This is a genomic window from Streptomyces sp. NPDC047022 (genome assembly GCF_040644155.1).
Taxonomy (GTDB): domain Bacteria; phylum Actinomycetota; class Actinomycetes; order Streptomycetales; family Streptomycetaceae; genus Streptomyces.
In genome coordinates this window covers 21602-41515 of sequence record NZ_JBEYVV010000012.1, presented here as the reverse complement: position 1 = coordinate 41515, position 19914 = coordinate 21602, and the positions used below count along the sequence as shown (strand labels likewise).

The window sequence follows — 19914 nt, the reverse complement described above, 5'->3', positions numbered from 1 at the left end:
TCAGCGCACGTCGGCCGGCGTGGGCGCGCCGTCCAGGAAGCCTCCCGACTGGTGCTCCCACAACCGCGCGTAGGCGCCGTCCGATGCGAGCAACTCCTGGTGCGAGCCCTGCTCGATGATCCGCCCGCGGTCCAGGACCACGAGCTGGTCCATCCGGGCGACCGTACTCAGCCTGTGCGCCACCACGAACGCCGTCCGCCCTTCCATCAGGCGCCACAGCGCCTCCTGGACGAGGATCTCGCTCTCGGAGTCGAGGGCGCTGGTGGCCTCGTCCAGCAGCAGGACCGGCGCGTCCCGCAGAATCGCCCTGGCCAGGGCGACCCGCTGGCGCTGACCACCGGACAGTTTGACCCCGCGCTCGCCCACCATGGTGCCGAAACCGTCCGGCAGCGCGTCGGCGAACTCCGTGACGTGCGCCGCCTCGGCCGCCTCCCGGATCTCGGCGTCGGTGGCGTCCGGACGGGCGAACGCGATGTTGTCCCGCAGCGTTCGGTGGAACATCGCCGGGTCCTGCGGCACATAGGCGATCAGGCTGCGCAGGTCGGCCTGGCACAGCCTGCTGATGTCCTGACCACCGATCAGGATCCGGCCGCCTTCGATGTCCGTCATGCGCAGCAGCAGCCGCGTGAGCGTGGTCTTGCCCCCTCCGGACCGGCCCACGAGACCGATCTTGGTCCCGCTCGGCACCGCCAGGTCGAGGCCCTCGAAGAGCGGCTCGCCACCTCCGTGCGCGAAGGTAACCTGCTCGAAGCGGATGTCGGCGGCCCGGCGCAGCAGCGGCTCCGGCGACTTCGGGTCGAGCACGCTCGGCGGCGTCAGCAGCAGTTCGGTGAACTGCGCGGCCTCGGTCATCGAGCTCTCCAGGCGGCGGTAGATCTGGTTGAACTCGAACATGATGCGTGTCGCGTTGCTGTAGTACGTGAAGGCCACCACGACCGCCTCCACGCCGTGCGCGCCCCCGCCGAGCGCGATCGCGAGCAGCAGGCCCAGGGCGTTGGTCAGCACGGACATCGGCGCGACCAGCGTGTCGATGCGCAGATTGCTGTAGTCCCAGGAACGCAGCATCAGATTGCGGGACTCCGCGACGCGGGAGCGGTGTTCGACGGCCTCGCGTTCCTCGGCGGCGAACGCCCGTACCGTGTCCATGTTCATCAGACTGTCGGCGACATGGCCCGACACCCGGGCGATCGCCTCCTCGCGCTGGTCGACCAGGGCCTGACGGCGGCGGATGAGGGGCGTCACACAGACACCCGTCACGGTGATCATCACCAGCAGTCCGAGGACGAGCAGCGGATCGTAGCGCCACAGCACCACCGACCCGAAGAGCAATGGCACGAAGCTGCCCACGACCGAGAACGTCAGCGTGTCGACGAACTCCTCGAAGCGCGAGGCGAAGCTCAGCACCCGCTTGGTCAGGGACCCGGCGAAGTTGTCGTGGAAGAACGCCGCGTCCTTGGCGAACAGTTCGTCCATGCCGGTGACATACAGCTGCTCGATGCCGAGTGCGTCGACGCGGTTCAGGCAGTGCAGCCCGATGCGCCACAGAGCCTCCGCAAGCAGCAGTACGACGGCGAACCCGAGGACGTAGGGCAGCGCCGAGCCGAGGGCGACGGTGTCGTCACCGGCGATCCGGCCGACCAGCTTCGCCACCACCAGGGGCGCGATGTAGTTGATCCCGGTGTTGCCCAGCGCCGGCAGCAGCATCGCGGGCACCGTCAGCCGCCGCAGCCGGGCCAGCTCCCGCCCGTAATACCGAAGGGCGAGGAGCACCGAGCCGGTGCGCGGCGATCGCTCGCGAGATGCGAATAGTCCCATTTCAACCCCGTGTCGTGTACGACGGCAGGACCACTCCCCGGCGAAGAGGCCGCCCGCGTACTCGCGGATGCGCCGCCGGAGCGCTCGGGAACCCGGCCCGTGCGTCCCTGCCCGGCACACCGCAGTGTGACGTGACGCAGCCCACACAGTCGAACCGTTTTTTCCTCTATGCCCGACCCGGGGAGGAGTGGGCACACCGTCTCGGGAGGGGCATCGCGTCGCCGTCGGCTCATCCGGCAAGAGCTTGCGGGACCGGGCTCCGGGGGCCCGAGCCGCCGCGTGACCGCGGACCCCGAGGACGCGGAAGAGTGACGGCAGCCCCGCTGCGGGACATGTCTCGAGGTGAGGTTTGATTTCCTCCGGAAACCCACCTGCTCGGATGTGGAGTGACGTGAGCGAGACCGAAGTCATCACGGTGCCGCGCCCCCTGCTGCTGCCCGACGGCAGGCCCGCCGCTCACGCGTGGTCGCTGGATCCCGCGCTGAAGCACTTGAACCACGGTTCGTTCGGCGCGGTCCCCGTCGTGGCGCAGGAAAGGCAGTCGGCGCTGCGCGCGGAGATGGAGCGCGCGCCCGTGGTGTGGTTCCCGGCGTTGCCGCAGCGGATCGCGGCCGCCCGTACCGAGCTCGCCGCCTTTCTGGGGGTTCCCGCCGATGATCTCGCCCTGGTGTCGAACGCGAGCGCCGGCGCCAGTGTCGTGTACGCCGGGCTCACCCGGCGACGCGGCGGGGAGATCGTCGTCACCGACCACGGCTACGGTGCCGTCACCATGGGCGCCGAGCGGCTGGCGCGCCGCTGGGGCGGCAGGGTGCGTACCGCCCGGGTGCCGCTGGACGCGGGCGAGGAGCAGGCGTACGAGGCCGTCGTGGCGGAGCTCGGGGAGGCCACCGATCTCGTCGTGGTCGACCACATCACCTCCGCCACCGCACGCCGGATGCCGGTGGCGCGGATCGGGGAGGCGGCCCGGCGGCGCGGCATCCCGCTGCTCGTGGACGGCGCCCACGCGCCCGCGCTGCTCGACGGCCCGCTCGACGGCGTGAACTGTGACTTCTGGGTCGGCAACCTGCACAAATGGGGCTGCGCGCCACGCGGTACCGCGGCACTGGTCGCCCGTGGCCCACTGCGCGACCAGCTCTACCCCCTGATCGACTCATGGGGAGCCGCGGATCCGTACCCCGACCGTTTCGACCAGCAGGGCACGGTGGACGCGACCGCCTGTCTCGCGGCGCCGACGGCCCTGGACTTCATCGAGCGCACCTGGGGCTGGGACGACGCCCGCCGGTACATGGACGGCCTGGCCGACTACGGCGCGCACGTCATCGGCACCGCGTTCGCCGAGCTGAGCGGTGCCGGTGCCGGTGATGACGTCGGTACCCGCGTCGATGTGGGCATGCCCGTTCCCGGAATGCGGCTGGTGCGGCTGCCGGACGGCCTGGGGTCCGACCGCGTCGACGCCGACGCGCTGCGCGATCGCGTGGCCCGTGAGCTGGACGTGGAGGCGGCCTTCACCAGCTTCGGCGGCATCGGGTACATGCGGCTGTCCGCCCATGTCTACAACACCCCCGCCGATTACGAGTACTTCGCCGAAGCCTCTGTGCCCGTCCTCGGCGAGTGGGCCCGCGCGGCTCGTGAGCGGAAGCGGTCCGAGGGATAGACCGACGCCGCCGGGGGCTCAGGAACTGGTGTGCGGGCGCCGGGCCAGCAGGACGGTGAACAGCGCCTCCTCGTGTAGGACACCGCCGTCGGCGTGCGCCGCCAGCAGTGCGCGGGCCTGGGATTCGAACTCGGCCCGGCGGCCGGCGAACAGGTCGGGCCGTGCGAAGGAAGTGGTGCGCAGATAGCCGATCACGTCGTCCGGGGCCCAGACACGGTCGACGGGGATGCGGTGCTCGGTCACATCGCTGAACGCCGACTCGGCGAGGTCCTCCTCGTAGCGGCGCGAGGGAACCTGGAAGGCGCCACGCGTGCCCGCGCGCCGGACCGGGCCGAGGAAGCCCTGGATCAGCTCGCGCAGCGCGGCGGTCCAGTCGGACTCATGGGTCCACAGACTGCCGTCGTTCATGATCGCCACGGTGGCGTGCGGCGCAGCGACCCGGTCCGCCATCGCCAGCACGGCCGGACGGTTCATCCAGTGGAACGCCCGGCAGCAGGTGATCAGATCCGGCCGCCGCCCGGGAGCCGAGGGGACGAACGCGTCCGCCTCGCCGAAGAACAGACCTGCGGTGCTCCGGCCGAGGACGGGACGAAGAGCGGCGGCGGCCTGGCGGAGCATCGGCTTGCTGACGTCCACCAGGTCGACGTGCGCGATCCGGGGGAGTGCGGCGAGGAGGGCGAGGGGCACCTGGCCTGTGCCGGTCCCCAGGTCGAGCACCATCGGCCGCGTCACCGCCTCGATGGCGCCGGTCAGGATCCGGACGGCCTCCGCGGGGATGCCCGGCCGGTGGCGGGCGTATTCGGCGGCCACCCCGTCGAACACGTCGTACGACCCGGCGCCGGTCGCACCGGGGCCGAGCGAAGTGATCCGGTCGTTTTCCGGCGTCGGGCCGCCGTCCCCCGCGTGGAACGTTTGAAGGTCCTCGCGCGGCGGATCGCCTTGCCCGCGCTCCCGGGTTCCGTCTGCCGCTGCCATGACCATGGTGCCGACTCGTCCCTCCCCGCTTCCCCCGTAACCCTACGAGCCGGGCTTTCACACGCCCCGGATCCCGGAACGCGGATGCCTTCGCTTCCCTCGCAGTATGAGGGCCACCCGCCTTCGCCGCCGGACCCGGCGCCGTCGCCGCAGCCGCCCAGGCGTTCGAAATAAGCCAGATGCCGTCGCCAGGTGCGCGGAATGCACAGGTCAGGAGCCGTGAGGTGCCGTCATTCCCTAGGCTGGTCATGCAGCTTGCCGAAGTGAAGGACCGCACGCCCGTGTCTGTACCGCGCCGTGACTTCCACGCCCTGCCGACCGTGGCGCGGCATGCGGTGACGCGGTTCACGGGCCCGGTCACCGCGGCGTACGACCTCGGCGAGGGAACCCGCCCGGGGCTGGCCGCGGTCGTGGAGACGCTCTCCGGGAACGTCTTCGTGAAGGGGATCCAGGCCGGGGACCCGCGCGCCGGCTTCCGCGCCGACGAGGCCGCCGTCAACCCCCATCTGCCCGCCGTCTGCCCCCGCCTGCTGTGGCAGGCAGAGGCGGGCGGATGGCTCCTCGCGGGCTACGAGTTCATCGAGGGCCGCCACGCGGACTACGCGACCGACGCGGCCGACCTCGTGGCCGTCCTGACGGCACTCGCGGAGGTGCAGCAAGCGGCCCTCCCCGACGGCACGGCCATCCGGACGGCGGACGAACGCTGGGCCGCCTGGGCTCCGGAGGGCACCGCCCACCTCTTCGCGGGACGCACCCTGCTGCACACGGATCTCGCCCCCGACAGTGTGCTCATCGACGGCAACAGCCGTGCTCATATGGTCAGTTGGTCCAGTACGACCGCCGGTGCTCCATGGATCGATCCCTATCTGCTGGCTCTGCGGATCGTGGAGGCGGGCCAAGGACCCGGTTACGCCATCACCTGGGTAAGCCGCCTGGCGTCCTGGCGCACGGCCGATCCGAAGGCCGTCGCGGCCTTCGCCACGGCGGTCACCCGGGCACGGCAGGAGACCGCCGATGCCGAACCGGCCCCCCGCCGGGCCGCCGGGGCACGGCACGCCGCGCGGCTGGAGGCGTTCCTGGCCGCCTCGCCCTGGGCGCTGCCGAGGCGCTGAGGGGAAACCGACCGGCCGGGTGACTTTCGGGCGGCGCCGTGGCCTCACCTGCGCCTTCGTGGCCTGCCGCGCACGGAGGATGATCCCGTGCATATCGACCTCTCCGGCAGGACCGCGCTCGTCACCGGTTCCACCCAGGGCATCGGATACGCCATCGCCGCCGGACTGGCCCGGGCAGGTGCCCGGGTCGGCGTCAACGGCCGCGGCGCGGCGTCGGTCGGGGAAGCGGTGGCGCGGCTGCGCGCCGACACCGGAAGCGATCAGCTGGTCGCCGCTCCCGGCGACCTCTCCGCGGACGAGGGCGTGCGAGCCGTCGTGGCCGCCGTACCCGAGCCCGACATCCTGGTGAACAACCTGGGCATCTTCGGAGTGACACCTCCCCTGGAGATCGGGGACGACGAATGGCGGCGCTACTTCGAGGTCAACGTCCTGACCGCCGTACGCATGATCCGTGCCTACCTGCCCCGGATGATCGAGCGCGGCTGGGGTCGTGTCCAGTGCATCGCCAGTGACTCCGCCGTCGTGATCCCCGCCGAGATGATCCACTACGGCATGACGAAGACCGCCCTGCTCGCACTGACCCGCGGCTTCGCGAAGGCGGCGGCGGGCTCGGGTGTCACCGTCAACTCCGTGATCGCCGGACCGACGCATACGGGCGGGGTGGAGGAGTACGTCCGCCAGTTGGTCGGCGGTGACCTGACCTGGGACGAGGCGCAGCGCGTGTTCATGCGGGAGTACCGGCCCCAGTCGCTGCTCCAGCGGCTCATCGAGCCCGAGGAGATCGCGAACATGGTGGTCTATCTGAGCTCACCGTTCGCCACGGCCACCACGGGCGGTGCGCTGCGCGTCGACGGGGGGTACGTCGACGCGATCCTTCCGTGAACGAGGGCGGTTGCCGCGTGGTCCGGCGGCCGGGCAGGCCCCGCGCCGGCGGTCCGGCGGCCGACAGCCTGACGTGGGCCCTCGGGTGTTGGCCACCAAGTGTTGGCCTTCCGGTGTTGGCCTCCGGGGGTGGGCCATCAGGTGTTGGCCTCCGCATGTTGGCCACCAGGCGTTGACCCTCGTCCGTTGGCCACCAGGCGTTGACCCTCGTCCGTTGGCCACCAGGCGTTGGCTGTGAAGTGCCGAACGAACAGCCCCCCCGCTGCCCGTACGCGAGAAGGAGCGCCGTGCCGGCCTCGCGGAGCCGGACGCGGCACACACTTAGGTCATTCGTTTCCTTGAATCCTTCGTGTTTATGGCGCTAGGTTGGGCGTCATGACCGGATCCCAGACTCCGACCACCGCCGATGAGCTGCGCGGTGTCCGCCTTCGGGTGACGGCAGCCCGTGTCGCGCTGCTCGAGACCGTCCGCGACGGTGACCACCTCGGTGTCGAGGCCATCGCCTCCGGGGTGCGTGACCGCGTGGGCCATATCTCTCTCCAGGCCGTGTACGAGGCACTCAACGCACTCACCCTGGCGGGACTCATACGCCGCATCGAACCGGCCGGCAGCCCGGCCCGCTTCGAGGGCCGCGTCGGCGACAACCACCACCACGTCGTGTGCCGTTCGTGCGGTGTCGTCGCCGATGTGGACTGCGCGGTCCATGAGGCGCCCTGTCTGACCGCGTCCGACGACCACGGCTTCTCCATCGACGAGGCCGAGGTCATCTACTGGGGCCTGTGCCCCGGCTGTTCCACTCCCCGCATTTCCTGAGCCATGTGATCCAGCAATGTAACCAGCAATGTGATCCAGCAATGTGATCCGCCCAGTTCGGAAGGATTCCCATGTCTGAGAACCACGACGCCATCGTCACCGACTCGAAAACGGGGGACGGAGGTGGCTGTCCGGTCGTTCACGGGCGCGCCGCGCACCCCACTCAGGGCGGTGGAAACGCCCAGTGGTGGCCGGACCGGCTCAACCTGAAGATCCTTGCGAAGAACCCCGCCGTGGCCAACCCCCTCGGCGAGGAGTTCGACTACGCCGAAGCCTTCCGGAGCCTGGACCTCGCGGCCGTGAAGCGGGACATCGCCGAGGTGCTGACGGACTCCAAGGACTGGTGGCCCGCCGACTTCGGCAACTATGGCCCGCTGATGATCCGCATGGCCTGGCACAGCGCCGGCACCTACCGGATCAGTGACGGTCGCGGCGGCGCCGGTGCCGGTCAGCAGCGCTTCGCCCCGCTCAACAGCTGGCCCGACAACGGCAACCTCGACAAGGCCCGCCGCCTGCTGTGGCCGGTCAAGAAGAAGTACGGCAAGAGCCTTTCATGGGCCGACCTCATGATTCTCACGGGCAACGTCGCCCTGGAGACGATGGGCTTCGAGACCTTCGGCTTCGGCGGTGGCCGTGCGGACGTCTGGGAGTCGGAGGAGGACGTCTACTGGGGCCCCGAGACCACCTGGCTCGACGACCAGCGCTACACCGGCGACCGCGAGCTGGAGAACCCGCTCGGCGCGGTCCAGATGGGCCTCATCTACGTCAACCCCGAGGGTCCGAACGGCAACCCCGACCCGATCGCCGCGGCCCGCGACATCCGCGAGACCTTCCGCCGTATGGCGATGAACGACGAGGAGACGGTCGCCCTGATCGCGGGCGGTCACACGTTCGGCAAGACCCATGGCGCGGGTCCGGCGGACAGCGTCGGCCCCGACCCCGAGGCCGCCCCGATGGAGCAGCAGGGCCTCGGCTGGAAGAGCACGTACGCCACCGGCAAGGGCGGCGACGCGATCACCAGTGGCCTGGAGGTCACCTGGACGAGCTCGCCGACCCAGTGGAGCAACGGGTTCTTCAAGAACCTGTTCGAGTACGAGTACGAGCTCACGCAGAGCCCGGCCGGCGCCCACCAGTGGGTGGCCAAGAACGCCGAGGCGACCGTCCCCGACGCTCACGATCCGTCGAAGAAGCGCCTCCCGACGATGCTCACGACGGACCTGTCGCTGCGCTACGACCCGGTCTACGAGCCGATCTCGCGGCGCTTCTACGAGAACCCGGCGGAATTCGCGGACGCCTTCGCCCGCGCCTGGTACAAGCTGACCCACCGTGACATGGGTCCGAAGTCGCTCTACCTCGGCCCGGAGGTGCCCGAGGAGACGCTGATCTGGCAGGACCCGCTGCCCGAGCCCGAGGGCGAGCCGATCGACGCCGCGGATGTCGCGTCGCTCAAGGCCAAGCTCCTCGACTCGGGGCTGTCCGTCTCGCAGCTGGTGTCCACCGCGTGGGCGTCGGCCTCGACCTTCCGCACCAGCGACAAGCGCGGCGGCGCCAACGGCGCCCGCATCCGGCTGCAGCCGCAGGCCGGCTGGGAGGTCAACGAGCCCGACCAGCTGGCGCAGGTGCTGCGCACGCTGGAGGGCATCCAGCGGGACTTCAACTCCGCGGGCGCCAAGAAGGTCTCCGTGGCCGACCTGATCGTGCTCGGCGGCGCCGCCGCCGTGGAGAAGGCGGCCAAGGACGCGGGCTTCGACGTCGAGGTGCCCTTCGCGCCGGGCCGCGTCGACGCCACGGACGAGCACACCGACGTGGAGTCCTTCGTCGCACTGGAGCCCACCTCCGACGGCTTCCGCAACTACGTCGGCAAGGGCAACCGGCTGCCGGCCGAGTACCTGCTGCTGGACAAGGCGAACCTGCTGGGCCTGAGCGCCCCCGAGATGACCGCCCTCGTCGGCGGCCTGCGCGTCCTCGGCGCCACGTACCAGCAGTCCTCGTACGGTGTCTTCACCGACACCCCGGGCAGGCTCACCAACGACTTCTTCGTCAACCTGCTCGACCTGGACACGACGTGGAAGTCGACCTCGGAGGACCAGGCCACCTTCGAGGGCCGCGACGACGCCACCGGCGAGGTCAGGTGGACCGGCACCCGCGCCGACCTGGTCTTCGGCTCGAACTCCGAGCTGCGGGCCGTCGCCGAGGTCTACGCGGGCGACGACGCCAAGGCGAAGTTCGTGAACGACTTCATCGCGGCGTGGAACAAGGTGATGAACCTGGACCGGTTCGACCTCGACTGACCGACCACGCCATGACGCCCGGGCCGGCCCGCACCGGCCGCCCGGGCGTCATGGCGTCCGGGGCGCCCCGGACGGCCTGAGGGTCACAGCCGGCCCGGGCACCTCCGGTCCGGCGGCTCCCGGCCCCCTCCGCCGCTGATCAGATGGCTGTTAAGTTGAGGCGCATGGCACTTCGCAATGCGGTCATGGCCGCGCTTCTGGAGGGCGAGGCGTCCGGGTACGACCTCGCCAAGGGATTCGCGTCCTCGGTAGCCAACTTCTGGATGGCCACTCCCCAGCAGATCTACCGGGAGCTGGAGCGCATGGAAGGCGAGGGGCTCATCGCCGCGCGCGTCGTCCAGCAGGAACGCCGGCCCAACAAGAGGCTCTTCTCGCTCACCGAGGCAGGTCTCGACACCGTGCGCGCCTACACCGCCGAGCCCCCGGTCAAGCCGACCGCGATCAGGGACGAACTGCTGGTCAAGGTCCAGTGCGTCGACGTCGGCGACATGGAGGCGGTCCGCGCGGCCATCGCCGAACGCATGGAACTGGCCGCCGCGAAGATCGCCCGCTTCGAACGGATCAGGGACCGTCTGCTCGACGGCCGTACCGAGGACGAGTTCTTCGCGACGGCCGACCGCGTCGGCCCCTACCTCACCTGCCTGCGCGGTCTGTCCCTGGAGCGGGAAAACCTCCAGTGGGGCGAGCTGGCCCTCAGAAGGCTCGAGCAGCGCTCCGCCGCGCCCACGGGGGACTGAAACCTCGCGAGCATCGGGGGCCCACGAGCCCCGCCCCCGGCGTCACCCGCGCAGTCGCGCCGGGTCCAGGGCCACGGGCAGCCTTTCCAGACCCCGGAACGCGGGGAACGGGACCTTGAGCCATTCGGCCTCGTCCGCCTCGGTCATGAGAGCGATGTCAGGGAAGCGCCCGAAGAGCGTGGTCAGCGCGATCCGCATCTCCATCCTCGCCAGCGGCGCGCCCAGGCAGTAGTGCGGACCGCCGCCGAAGCCCAGATGCGCGCTCTGCACCCCCTCCCGCCGCACATCGAACGTGTCGGGCGACGCGAACTTCTCCGGGTCCCGGTTCGCGGACGCCACCGCGACCTGGACGAGCGCACCCTTCGGAATGACCGTGTCCCTGATGGTGATGTCCTCGAGCGCGTGCCGGAACGTCGCGTTCTCCACCGAGCCCTCGTAACGGATGACTTCCTCGATCGCGTTCGGCAGCAACTCCGGCTCGGCCACGATCGCTTGAAGCTGATCGCGGTGGGTGAGCAGATTGAACACGGCGTTGCCGATGAGGTAGGCGGTCGTCTTGTGGCCAGCGAACAGCAGCACCCAGAGAGTGGACAGCAGTTCGCCGTCGTTGAGCGCGCCTTGCTCGTCCTGCGTACGGATCAGATCGCTCAGGAGGTCGTCGGTCGCGCCCGTGCGTTTGCGCGCGATGAGACTCATGAAGTAGTCGCGCAGCGCGCCCTCGGCCAGCGCCAGTCTTTCCTTGTCCTCTTTGCTGAACCCCGTACGCGCCACGGTGGAGCACCACTTCTGCACGTCGTCCCGCTCTTCCTCGGGAACGCCCATCAGCTCACAGATGACGGTGAGCGGAAGAGGGAAGGCGAACGACGCCAGCAGGTCGACGGGCTCGGTGGTGGAGCAGCGCTCCAGCAGTTCGTCGGTGATCTCCTGGATTCGAGGGCGCAGGGACTCGATGCGGCGCGGCGTGAACGCCTTGTTGATGATGCGACGCAGCCGGGTGTGCTTGGGCGGGTCCGAGAAGAGCATGTTGTCGTCGAGCGCGACCGAGGAGTCACCGAAGATGGTGTGGTACGCCTCGATGGCGGCGTACATGTCCTTGCTGATCCGGGGGTCCGTCAGCGCGGCCTTGGCGTCGTCGAACCGCGTGATCAGGTAGGTCTCGACGCCGTGCGGGGGAGTGAGCTGACAAACGGGGGCCGTCTCACGCAGGCACTTGTACACCGGATAGGGGTTCGCGCGGTATTCGGCCGAGCCGCGCGAGGCCGCCGAGGCCGCCTCTTCCGTGGCTGCTGTGGTGTCCCGTTCGTCGAGCTGAGTCATTCTTCCGGCCTTTCTGAATGTTCCCGCCCCGGCCACCGGGGCAGCAGTGATATGGCGTGGCCATGAGAGAGCAGCTATATGACGTTCGGTCAACCATTCCCCGGTCGGCTCCCGGCCGTAAACGCGATTCGCCCGATCGGTGCGCACCGTCCCGTTCCGGCGGCCCCACGGGGATTTTGGAATTCGGAGCGTACGACCGGGAACGTCCTTACGGCGGGGCCGATGGGCCGCTGTCCGGGTGATTGCTGAATATCGTCCCGTGCCGCATGGCAAAGAACGAGGGGCGAGCCAGTGAGAACACTCGGCCACCGCGTACCGCGTCACGAAGATGCTGACCGCTAAGGAGAATGCGCGATGAACGATCGCGGCAACGACTACGTGCCCGTCCTGGTTGTGGGGGGCTCACTCGTGGGCCTGTCCGCATCCGTGTTCCTCGGGCGCCTCGGCATTCAGCACCGTGTCGTCGAACGCCATGCGGCCACCTCGGCGCATCCGCGTGGACGCGGCAACAACATGCGGACGATGGAGCTGTTCCGCACGGCGGGCCTGGAGCCGCAGATCCGCAAGGCCGCGGCCACCCTCTCCAAGAACCACGGCATCCTGCAGGTCGACACCCTGCACAGCGGGAACCGGCGCTGGCTGTCGGCGAGGATGACCGGCCGGCCGCCGGAGTCCGACATCTGCTCGACGATCCGCTGCGCGTGCAGCCAGAACGACCTGGAGCCCGTGCTGCTCGAGGGCGCCCGCGCCCTCGGCGGGGATGTGTGGTTCAGCACGGAACTGCTGTCCTTCACCCAGGACGCCGACGGCGTGCGCTCCATCGTGCAGGACAGGACCACCGGCGAGACCTACACGGTGACGTCGGACTACCTGCTCGCCGCCGACGGCCCCCGCAGTCCCGTGCGCACGCGGCTGGGCATCGAGCACTCGGGCTCGGGCGACCTGTTCCACAACGTCAGCGTCACCTTCCGCAGCAAGCAGCTCCGCCACATGTCCGGTGAGGATCACTTCGTCGTCTGCTACGTCACCGACCCGGCCGGTGAGGGCGTGCTGCTGCCCGTGGACAACGAGGAGGAGTGGGTCTTCCACGTGCCGTGGTTCCCGGAGCGCGGGCAGACGCTGGAGGACTTCACCGACGACCTGATCACGGAGCACGTCCGGGCGGCGGTCGGCGTACGAGAGCTCGATGTCGAGGTCACCGGGAAGGCTCCGTGGCACGCGGCGGACCGGGTCGCCAACAGCTACCGGGAAGGGCGGGTGTTCCTGATGGGCGACTCCGTGCACGAGATGCCGCCGACCGGCGCGTTCGGCTCCAACACCGGCATCCAGGACGCGCACAACATCGCGTGGAAGCTCGCCGCCGTGCTGCGCGGCTGGGCCGGTCCCAGGCTGCTGGACAGCTATGAACTCGAACGGCGCCCGGTCGCTCAGACCACCAGCGCCCGCGCCACCCTGCAGGCGGCGCGTGAGCAGCACCCCGGCTACACCGTCAGAACGAGCTCCGGCGACTACGCCGACCTGATGACGGTGGCGCTCGGCTTCCGGTATGTGTCCGGGGCGGTCGTGGGAGCCCAGGCGGACGAGCCGACCATCCCCGACACCCTCTCCCTGAGCGCCGAGCCCGGAACGCGCTCACCCCATATGTGGGTCCGGCATGACGGGGCGGTCGTGTCCACCATCGACCTGTACGAACGCTCCCTCGTCCTGCTGAGCGGTCGCCCCGGCTGGCGGGACGCGGCCGAGGCCGTCGCCGCCCGGCTCAATGTGCCGCTCGAGGCGTACGTCGTCGGCAGCGGCGCGGACTGCGACCTCGACACCGGCGACGGCCCCGACTGGGCGTCGACACACGGCACGACCCCGGAAGGGGCGGTCCTGGTCCGGCCGGACGGCATCGTGGCCTGGCGGGCCGACGGCGGGTCGCCGGACATGGAGGGAGAACTCGGCGCCGTTCTGCTCCGGGTTCTAGGGCGCTGAACGCACGGGCAGTGAATGGACCGACGCTGAACGGACAGGTGTCGACAGGAATGGGACCTGGCATGACAACACTGCAGACGGCCGCGGACACCGGCACGTTGGCCGATGCCGACGACGGTCGGCCGGGGGAGCGGGACGCGCGCCGGGAGCGGGTGGACGTACACCACCACTACACCGCTCCGGAGTGGATCGACTGGGCGGAGAAGCGGGAGATCGTCAGCCGCCGGAGCCTGCCGCCCTGGGCCGCGTGGGACGTCGACAGCGCCCTGTCCTTGATGGACCGGGTGGGGATCGGGACCAGCGTGTTCACGGTCGCCATGCTGGGACGCCTCCAGGACCCGAAGCTGCGCAAGGAGAGCGCCCGCGTCGCGCTGCGGGCGGCCGGCGACCTGGCGGAGGGCCATCCCGGCCGTTTCGCCTTCTACACACCCGTGTTCCTGGAGAGCCCGGAGCTTTCGAGCTGGTCGATCGGGTACGGGATGGACGAACTCGGCGCGGTCGGGGCGAGCGTCCGGACGAGCGTGAAGGGTGTCCATCTGGGCCACCCGTCCCAGGACCGGATCCTGGCGGAGCTCAACGAGCGCTCGGCCGTGGTCAGTACGCATCCGATGGAGGTTCCCGCAGGGGACGGTGGGGGGCTGGAAGGAGTCCCGCCGTTCCTGTGCGACTTCCTGATGGACACCACGCGTGCGGCGATCAGCCTCATCGTGGGCGGGACCCTGGACCGCTACCCGGAGCTCACCTTCATCCTTCCCCACGGCGGGGGCTTCCTGCCGTACATCGCAAGCCGTGTGGAGACGTTCGCCCAGTTCCTGACGCCGAAGGTGGATCCGGCCCGGGTCCGTGACTACCTGCACCGCTTCTACTTCGATACGGCCGGTCCCATGTCGCCCTCCTCCACTCCGAGCCTGCTGGCCACGGCGGGCTCGTCCCGGATTCTCTACGGCAGCGACTGGCCGCCCACCCCGGCTCATCTCGTCGCGGGGGTCACCGCCCCCGCGCTCGACAACGACCCCGCCCTCGACGAGGAGCAGCGCCGCGGCATCAACCGCGACAACGCTCACCGTCTCCTGCCGGCACTCGCCGCAGGCCGCCCGTAGCGGGACCACGACGGCCGTCTTCAGAGGGGTCGCTCACACCGGACCGTTCCCGCGTGAACCGCTGGAGGCTTTATGAGCGTGCTGGACACCGCGGCCAGGGTGGATGACCCGGAGGACATCTTCCTCACGGAAGACGACGAGGCCGACGCACCCGGTGCCCGGCTCTCCACCGACGGCGGCACGGTCGACCAGGTACGCGACTATCTGAGGCTCATCACCCGCGTCCGGCTGCTCACCGCCGAACAGGAAGTGGACCTGGCCAAGCGCATCGAGGCGGGACTGTACGCCGAACACCTGCTCGCCGAGTGCCCGGGTGCCGATCCGTGTGCCCGCGAGGAGCTGACCGCACTCTCCGAGGACGGCAGGCGGGCGAAGACCCACCTCATCGAGGCGAACCTCCGGCTGGTCGTCGCCGTCGCCAAGCGGTACACCGGGCGCGGGCTTCAGTTCCTCGACCTGATCCAGGAGGGCAACACGGGCCTGATCAGGGCAGTCGAGAAGTTCGACTACACCAAGGGCTTCAAGTTCTCGACGTACGCGACCTGGTGGATCAAGCAGGCGGTCACGCGTGCGCTCGCCGACCAGAGCCGCACCATCCGCGTGCCCGTCCACACCGTCGAGACCATCAACCGGGTGGCACGCGTGCGCCGTGAGGTCCTGCACGACACCGGCGTCGAACCCACCCCGCAGGAACTGGCCGAGAAGGCCGGTGTCCCCGTGGAGCGCCTGACCGAACTCGACGGCTACACCAGGGAGCCCGTGTCGCTGCACACCGCGGTCACCGACGACGGAGACACCCGGTTCGCCGATCTGATCGTGGACAGCGACGCACCCTCCCCCTGGGAGCTGGTCACCTTCGGGCTTCTCCAGGAGGTGCTCCAGAACCTGCTCGCGGACATGCCGCCCCGCGAAGCCGGCATCATCACTCTGAGGTACGGCCTCTTCGGCGCCCGGGCGCGGACCCTGGAGGAGATCGGCCAGGTGTACGGGGTCACCCGTGAACGCATCCGCCAGATCGAGGCCAAGACGATGAGCAAGCTGCGCCACCCGTCGCGTGCGCGGGCCCTGAGGATCTACCTCAACCAGGACTGAGAAGCCGTGCGCACCGCCCGGATCCGGCGGTGCGCACGGCCCGCCCGTGATATTCGCTTGCCCAAATGGCCCCAGTGGCGAGAATCGGCGGGTGGAGATCCTGTCGTACCCGGAAGCCCGTGTCCCCTCCCCGCTGCGTGCGCAGGTGCGCGAGCTCCAGGACCAGGCGTGGCCGCCCGCGCCCGGACCGGCCGCGCCCGTCGGCGCCCCGGTCCACGATCCCGTGCTGAGGCCGCTGTCGCTGCTGCTGGTGGAGGAGGGCAGGGTGCTGGCGGCGCTGGACATCCTCTCCAAGGAGATCACCCACGCCGGGCGCTCCTACCTGGCCGGCGGGCTGAGCACCGTGGTGACCCGGCGGGAACTGCGCGGTCGCGGCCATGGCCGCCACCTGGTGTCGGCGGCGCGGGAACTGATGGCCGCCCGCGGGCTGGACCTGGGGCTGTTCACCTGCGACCGTCCGCTGCGGCCGTTCTACGAGAGCGCGGGCTGGCGGTGTCTGCCCGGTGCGGTGCTGGTGGGAGGAACCCTCGAGGCACCTTTCCCCAGTGACCGGCCCGGCTTCGACAAGGTGACGATGGCCGCCTTCTTCTCCGCCGGGGGCCGGACCGGCGAAGCGTCGTTCCACGGCAGCCGGATCGAGCTGCATCCGGGGGAGACCGACAGGCTCTGGTGACACCGCGGAGGTCACACCCGAGCGCTCCTGAGCGGACATGAGCGCTCCGGAAACGCGCGCGGGCCGGGTCGCGCGGGTGCGCGGCCCGGCCCGGCCCGGCGGTCGGGGGGTCGTGGCGGGAGGGAGGGTCAGCGGCGGCGCCTGGTGACGCCGGGCAGCCCCACCATCCGCCAGATCCTGACCTCGCGTACCAGCCCGGGCATCTCCCGCAGCAGCACGACGGCTGCCACGCCCGCCACGAGCATCGCCTCGGCCATCAGCACTCGCTTCGCCATCATCCTGGGCTCCTCGGTTGTCGTCCGCCCTGTCATCCCGGCGGGAGGTTCGGCATGGTCTTCGTGATCGCGTTGTGCTTCTTCCAGTGGACTCCGGTCGAGCGGCGGGCGTCGGCGGTGCCGTCCTTGTGGTGCCCGGTCTGACGCTTGTACGGTCCCCGGTTTCCCTGGTGCAGTCCGGAGACATGGGTGGGGGTGTCGGGCTGCACGTCCGGCTTGCCTACTCGGATACTGCCCATCGTCTGCTCCTTGCCGGTCTACGGATGTTCGGTCAGCTCCGCGAAGAACTGGTCGACCGCGGGCCACACCCGGCTGCCGCCGGACAGGCCCCGCCATTCCCGTCGTACGAGCGCGACGATGCGGTAGCAGTCGTCGATGGGGGTGATCCAGTGCTGGTTCGCGGAGAAGGCGGTGTTCACCAGCAGCGCCTCCACGTCCGGTTCGAGGGTGGCCAGCGGCGGGCAGTCGGCGACGACGTCGTCCCATGCACCCGCGTCCGCCTCCCAGCGGGTGGCTCCCGCGGGGCTCGGGTAGTGCGCGGACACCGTGCCGTCCGCGCGCCGTACGAAAAAGGCTAGCCCCACCGGTACGCCCAGCGCCTGCGTACGGACCGGAGGCAGGCGCACCCGGCGCATCGGCACCAGCCGGTACCGGCCCTCACTGGCCCCGGCCTCGACGAAGAGCAGGGAGCAGGGCCGGCACACGCACAGCAGCTCCTGGCGGCCGACGTCGAACAAATGCCGGTGGTCCGCGGTGGTCCCGGCCCCGCACAGGTCGCACGGCTCCGCATCCGGCCGCCGGTCCGCGGCGCCGCGGATGACCCGGGCCAGCGCGCCGGAGGTCATGCCGGCTCCCCGGCCGGGGCCGGCCGCAGGGTGAGCGAGTCCAGTGGCACGAAGGCGCTGCGCCGCTCCTCACCCCCCGGCTCCCGTTCGACGCCGGAGAGCTCGGGGGCCAGGGCGAGCACGGCCTCGCGGACCGCCTCCTCCAGGTCCGCCGAGGAGGAGCCGCACCCCTTGGCGGCGAGCCTGACACGGGCCACACCCGCCTCCACGCCCGTCAGCTCGACATCCCCGCCGCGCTCCTGGACCGAGGGCCGCAGACCTTCGACGGCGCGGGCCGCACGGCGCTCCGGTGGCTCGGGATGGATGCCGTGGAGCACCAGCAGATGGCCGACGAGCAGGTCGTCGGTCATCCGCTCCACCAGGGACACGTCGGCGGCCTCCAGCACCCGCGCCAGAGCCTCCCCGTACACAGCGGCGAGCACCTGCACCGCCTCGATGGCCGCGCCGGTCATGGGGCCGGGAGCGCCCTCGATCTGCTCGAGGAGCAGATCGAGGCGCGACAGCCGCTCCGCGACCGTCGTCTCGTCGAGCCGGACGGTCTCGGGCCGGGCGGTCTCAGGCATGAGCCGCTCCGTACGTGGGCGAGTGCAGCTTGGTCAGCGTGTTGCCCTTGCCGAGGTACATGTGCACGCCGCAGGGCAGACAGGGGTCGAAGCTGCGGACGGTGCGCATGATGTCGACGCCCCTGAAGTCGTCGGGCCCGTTCTCCTCGAAGATCGGCTGTCCCTGGACGGCGTCCTCGTACGGTCCGGGTGTCCCGTACATGTCCCTGGGGCTGCCGTTCCACGGCGTCGGCGGGTAGGGGTGGTAGTTCGCGATCTTCTGGTCCTTGATCACCAGGTGGTGGGAGAGGACACCGCGCACCGCTTCGTGGAAGCCGCAGCCGATCGCCTCGTCCGGCACCTCGTAGTTCTCGAAGACCTTGGTCTCGCCCGCCCGGACGAAGCCCATCGCCCGCTCCAGGAAGTAGAACGCCATCGCGGCGGCGTAGGCGACGAAGTACGGCCTGGCCCGGTCGCGCTCGATCGTGTTGCTCCACTGCGGGATCTTCCACTCGAGCGTCATCTCCGGCAGCTGCTCGCTCTTGGGCAGCGAGATCTGCACACTGTGACCGGTCGACTTCACATACGGGGTGTCGACCATGCCGCTGAGCGCCGTCGACCACAGGCGGGCCAGAGGACCGCCGCCGGTGTCCAGCGCGAGATGGTCGCCGCTCTTCTTGTCGTACCAGCGGGGGCTCATCACCCAGCTGTAGTTGCCGTCGAAGTCACGCTTCTGCGGCATCGGGACCGTCGTCTGGTTCCACGGGTGGCGCATGTCCACGGGGTTGCCCAGCGGGTCATGGGTCACGAAGGGCTGCTCGTTCACCCAGTCCTCGTAGTACGAACTGCCCAGCAGGACCCGGATTCCGAGGTTGATGTCCACGAGGTCGTTGGTGACGATCCGGCCGTCCACGACGACGCCGGGGGTGACGTACATCGCCTTGCCCCACTCGCTCATCGTGTCGTAGCGGTAGTCGCACACGTCAGGGTTCTGCCAGGCACCCCAACAGCCCAGCAGGATACGGCGCTTGCCGACCTCCTCGTACCCGGGCAGCGCCTCGTAGAAGAAGTCGAAGACGTCGTCGTTCATCACGACGGCCTTCTTCACGAAGTCGAGCACCCGCACCAGCCGGGAGAGGTAATCGGTGAACGTGGTCGGCTCCGGCATCGTGCCCACGCCCCCCGGATACAGCGTGGACGGATGGACGTGGCGCCCCTCCATCAGGCAGAACATCTCCCGGGTGATCCGGCTGACCTTCAGCGCCTCCTTGTACACCTCGCCCTCGAACGGGTTGAAGGCGCGCATGATGTCGGCGATGGTCTTGAAGCCGTGGATGCGGGCGTTGGGTGCCTCGGTGCGCTCGGCCCGGGCCAGGACCGAGGGGTTGGTGGACTTGACCATGGCCTCGCAGAAGTCCACGAAGACCAGGTTGTCCTGGAAGATCGTGTGGTCGAAGATGTACTCGGCCGCCTCGCCCAGGTTGACGATGGTGTCGGCGAGCATCGGAGGCTTGATCCCATAGGCCATCTGCTGGGCGTAGTTGGAGCACGTGGTGTGGTTGTCACCGCAGATGCCGCAGATACGCGAGGTGATGAAGCCCGCGTCACGCGGGTCCTTGCCCCTCATGAACACGGAGTAGCCCCGGAACAGCGAGGAAGTGCTGTGGCACTCCACCACCTCCCGGTTCGCGAAGTCGATCTTCGTGTAGATGCCGAGATTGCCCACGATCCGGGTGATCGGGTCCCAGGACATGTCCACGATCTGCGCGGGCTTGCGCCCCGCGCCCCGCGCCTCGGTTGCCGTCATGTCCGTGTCT

General features: G+C 69.9%; 18 protein-coding genes. 10 read left to right on the top strand and 8 right to left on the bottom strand.

The window, feature by feature from the left end; all coding sequences use genetic code 11:
- On the bottom strand, positions 1-1815 hold the full coding sequence (locus ABZ845_RS15455) for an ABC transporter ATP-binding protein (protein WP_360978742.1): 1815 nt from the start codon (positions 1813-1815) through the stop codon (positions 1-3).
- Positions 1816-2206: 391 nt separating this feature from the next.
- Between ABZ845_RS15455 and ABZ845_RS15450 the strand changes: the two genes are divergently transcribed.
- Entirely contained in the window at positions 2207-3469 is a 1263-nt protein-coding gene (locus ABZ845_RS15450; protein ID WP_360978739.1) for an aminotransferase class V-fold PLP-dependent enzyme, read from the top strand.
- 18 nt (positions 3470-3487) lie between these two features.
- Here the strand turns inward: ABZ845_RS15450 and ABZ845_RS15445 are convergent, their stop codons facing one another.
- Positions 3488-4444, bottom strand: a complete 957-nt coding sequence (locus ABZ845_RS15445; protein ID WP_360978736.1) for a class I SAM-dependent methyltransferase — start codon at positions 4442-4444, stop codon at positions 3488-3490.
- A gap of 248 nt (positions 4445-4692) precedes the next feature.
- On the opposite strand from ABZ845_RS15445, the gene ABZ845_RS15440 reads away from it, so the two are divergent.
- The 5 genes from ABZ845_RS15440 (at position 4693) to ABZ845_RS15420 (ending at position 10279) form a co-directional block, all read left to right on the top strand.
- The gene (locus tag ABZ845_RS15440) at positions 4693-5556 is read left to right on the top strand and encodes an aminoglycoside phosphotransferase (protein ID WP_360978733.1); all 864 of its coding nucleotides are present in this window, start codon (positions 4693-4695) and stop codon (positions 5554-5556) included.
- 87 nt (positions 5557-5643) lie between these two features.
- On the top strand, positions 5644-6438 hold the full coding sequence (locus tag ABZ845_RS15435; RefSeq protein WP_360978730.1) for an SDR family oxidoreductase: 795 nt from the start codon (positions 5644-5646) through the stop codon (positions 6436-6438).
- A gap of 375 nt (positions 6439-6813) precedes the next feature.
- Complete coding sequence (locus ABZ845_RS15430; protein WP_360978727.1) at positions 6814-7251, top strand: Fur family transcriptional regulator; 438 nt, start codon at positions 6814-6816, stop codon at positions 7249-7251.
- A gap of 71 nt (positions 7252-7322) precedes the next feature.
- The gene (gene katG, locus ABZ845_RS15425; protein WP_360978724.1) at positions 7323-9542 is read left to right on the top strand and encodes a catalase/peroxidase HPI; all 2220 of its coding nucleotides are present in this window, start codon (positions 7323-7325) and stop codon (positions 9540-9542) included.
- 164 nt (positions 9543-9706) lie between these two features.
- A complete protein-coding gene (locus ABZ845_RS15420; RefSeq protein ID WP_360978721.1) occupies positions 9707-10279 on the top strand; it encodes a PadR family transcriptional regulator in 573 nt (190 codons plus the stop codon).
- A 42-nt stretch (positions 10280-10321) separates the two neighbouring features.
- Here ABZ845_RS15420 and ABZ845_RS15415 read toward each other — a convergent pair whose 3' ends face one another.
- Positions 10322-11596 (bottom strand): cytochrome P450, encoded by a 1275-nt coding sequence (locus ABZ845_RS15415; RefSeq protein WP_360978718.1) that lies wholly within the window; start codon positions 11594-11596, stop codon positions 10322-10324.
- A gap of 354 nt (positions 11597-11950) precedes the next feature.
- Between ABZ845_RS15415 and ABZ845_RS15410 the strand changes: the two genes are divergently transcribed.
- From ABZ845_RS15410 to ABZ845_RS15395, 4 genes are all read left to right on the top strand, one after another.
- A complete protein-coding gene (locus ABZ845_RS15410) occupies positions 11951-13570 on the top strand; it encodes an FAD-dependent monooxygenase (RefSeq protein ID WP_360978715.1) in 1620 nt (539 codons plus the stop codon).
- 62 nt (positions 13571-13632) lie between these two features.
- Positions 13633-14670 carry an amidohydrolase family protein gene (locus ABZ845_RS15405; protein WP_360978712.1) on the top strand — a complete coding sequence of 346 codons (1038 nt, stop codon included), beginning with the start codon at positions 13633-13635 and terminating at the stop codon, positions 14668-14670.
- 72 nt (positions 14671-14742) lie between these two features.
- Positions 14743-15762, top strand: a complete 1020-nt coding sequence (locus tag ABZ845_RS15400) for an RNA polymerase sigma factor (RefSeq protein WP_360978709.1) — start codon at positions 14743-14745, stop codon at positions 15760-15762.
- Positions 15763-15853: 91 nt separating this feature from the next.
- Positions 15854-16435 carry a GNAT family N-acetyltransferase gene (locus tag ABZ845_RS15395; RefSeq protein ID WP_360978706.1) on the top strand — a complete coding sequence of 194 codons (582 nt, stop codon included), beginning with the start codon at positions 15854-15856 and terminating at the stop codon, positions 16433-16435.
- A 128-nt stretch (positions 16436-16563) separates the two neighbouring features.
- Here the strand turns inward: ABZ845_RS15395 and ABZ845_RS15390 are convergent, their stop codons facing one another.
- The 5 genes from ABZ845_RS15390 to ABZ845_RS15370 are packed head-to-tail and all read right to left on the bottom strand — an operon-like array spanning position 16564 to position 19904.
- Positions 16564-16713, bottom strand: a complete 150-nt coding sequence (locus ABZ845_RS15390; RefSeq protein ID WP_360978703.1) for a hypothetical protein — start codon at positions 16711-16713, stop codon at positions 16564-16566.
- 29 nt (positions 16714-16742) lie between these two features.
- On the bottom strand, positions 16743-16949 hold the full coding sequence (locus tag ABZ845_RS15385; protein WP_360978700.1) for a hypothetical protein: 207 nt from the start codon (positions 16947-16949) through the stop codon (positions 16743-16745).
- An 18-nt stretch (positions 16950-16967) separates the two neighbouring features.
- Complete coding sequence (locus ABZ845_RS15380) at positions 16968-17555, bottom strand: DUF5947 family protein (protein WP_360978697.1); 588 nt, start codon at positions 17553-17555, stop codon at positions 16968-16970.
- Positions 17552-18118 (bottom strand): NifU family protein, encoded by a 567-nt coding sequence (locus ABZ845_RS15375; RefSeq protein WP_360978694.1) that lies wholly within the window; start codon positions 18116-18118, stop codon positions 17552-17554. Before ABZ845_RS15375 ends, ABZ845_RS15380 begins: the two co-directional genes overlap by 4 nt.
- Positions 18111-19904, bottom strand: a complete 1794-nt coding sequence (locus tag ABZ845_RS15370; protein WP_360978691.1) for a nickel-dependent hydrogenase large subunit — start codon at positions 19902-19904, stop codon at positions 18111-18113. The genes ABZ845_RS15375 and ABZ845_RS15370 overlap by 8 nt, the downstream gene beginning before the upstream one ends.
- Positions 19905-19914: the final 10 nt, after the last annotated feature.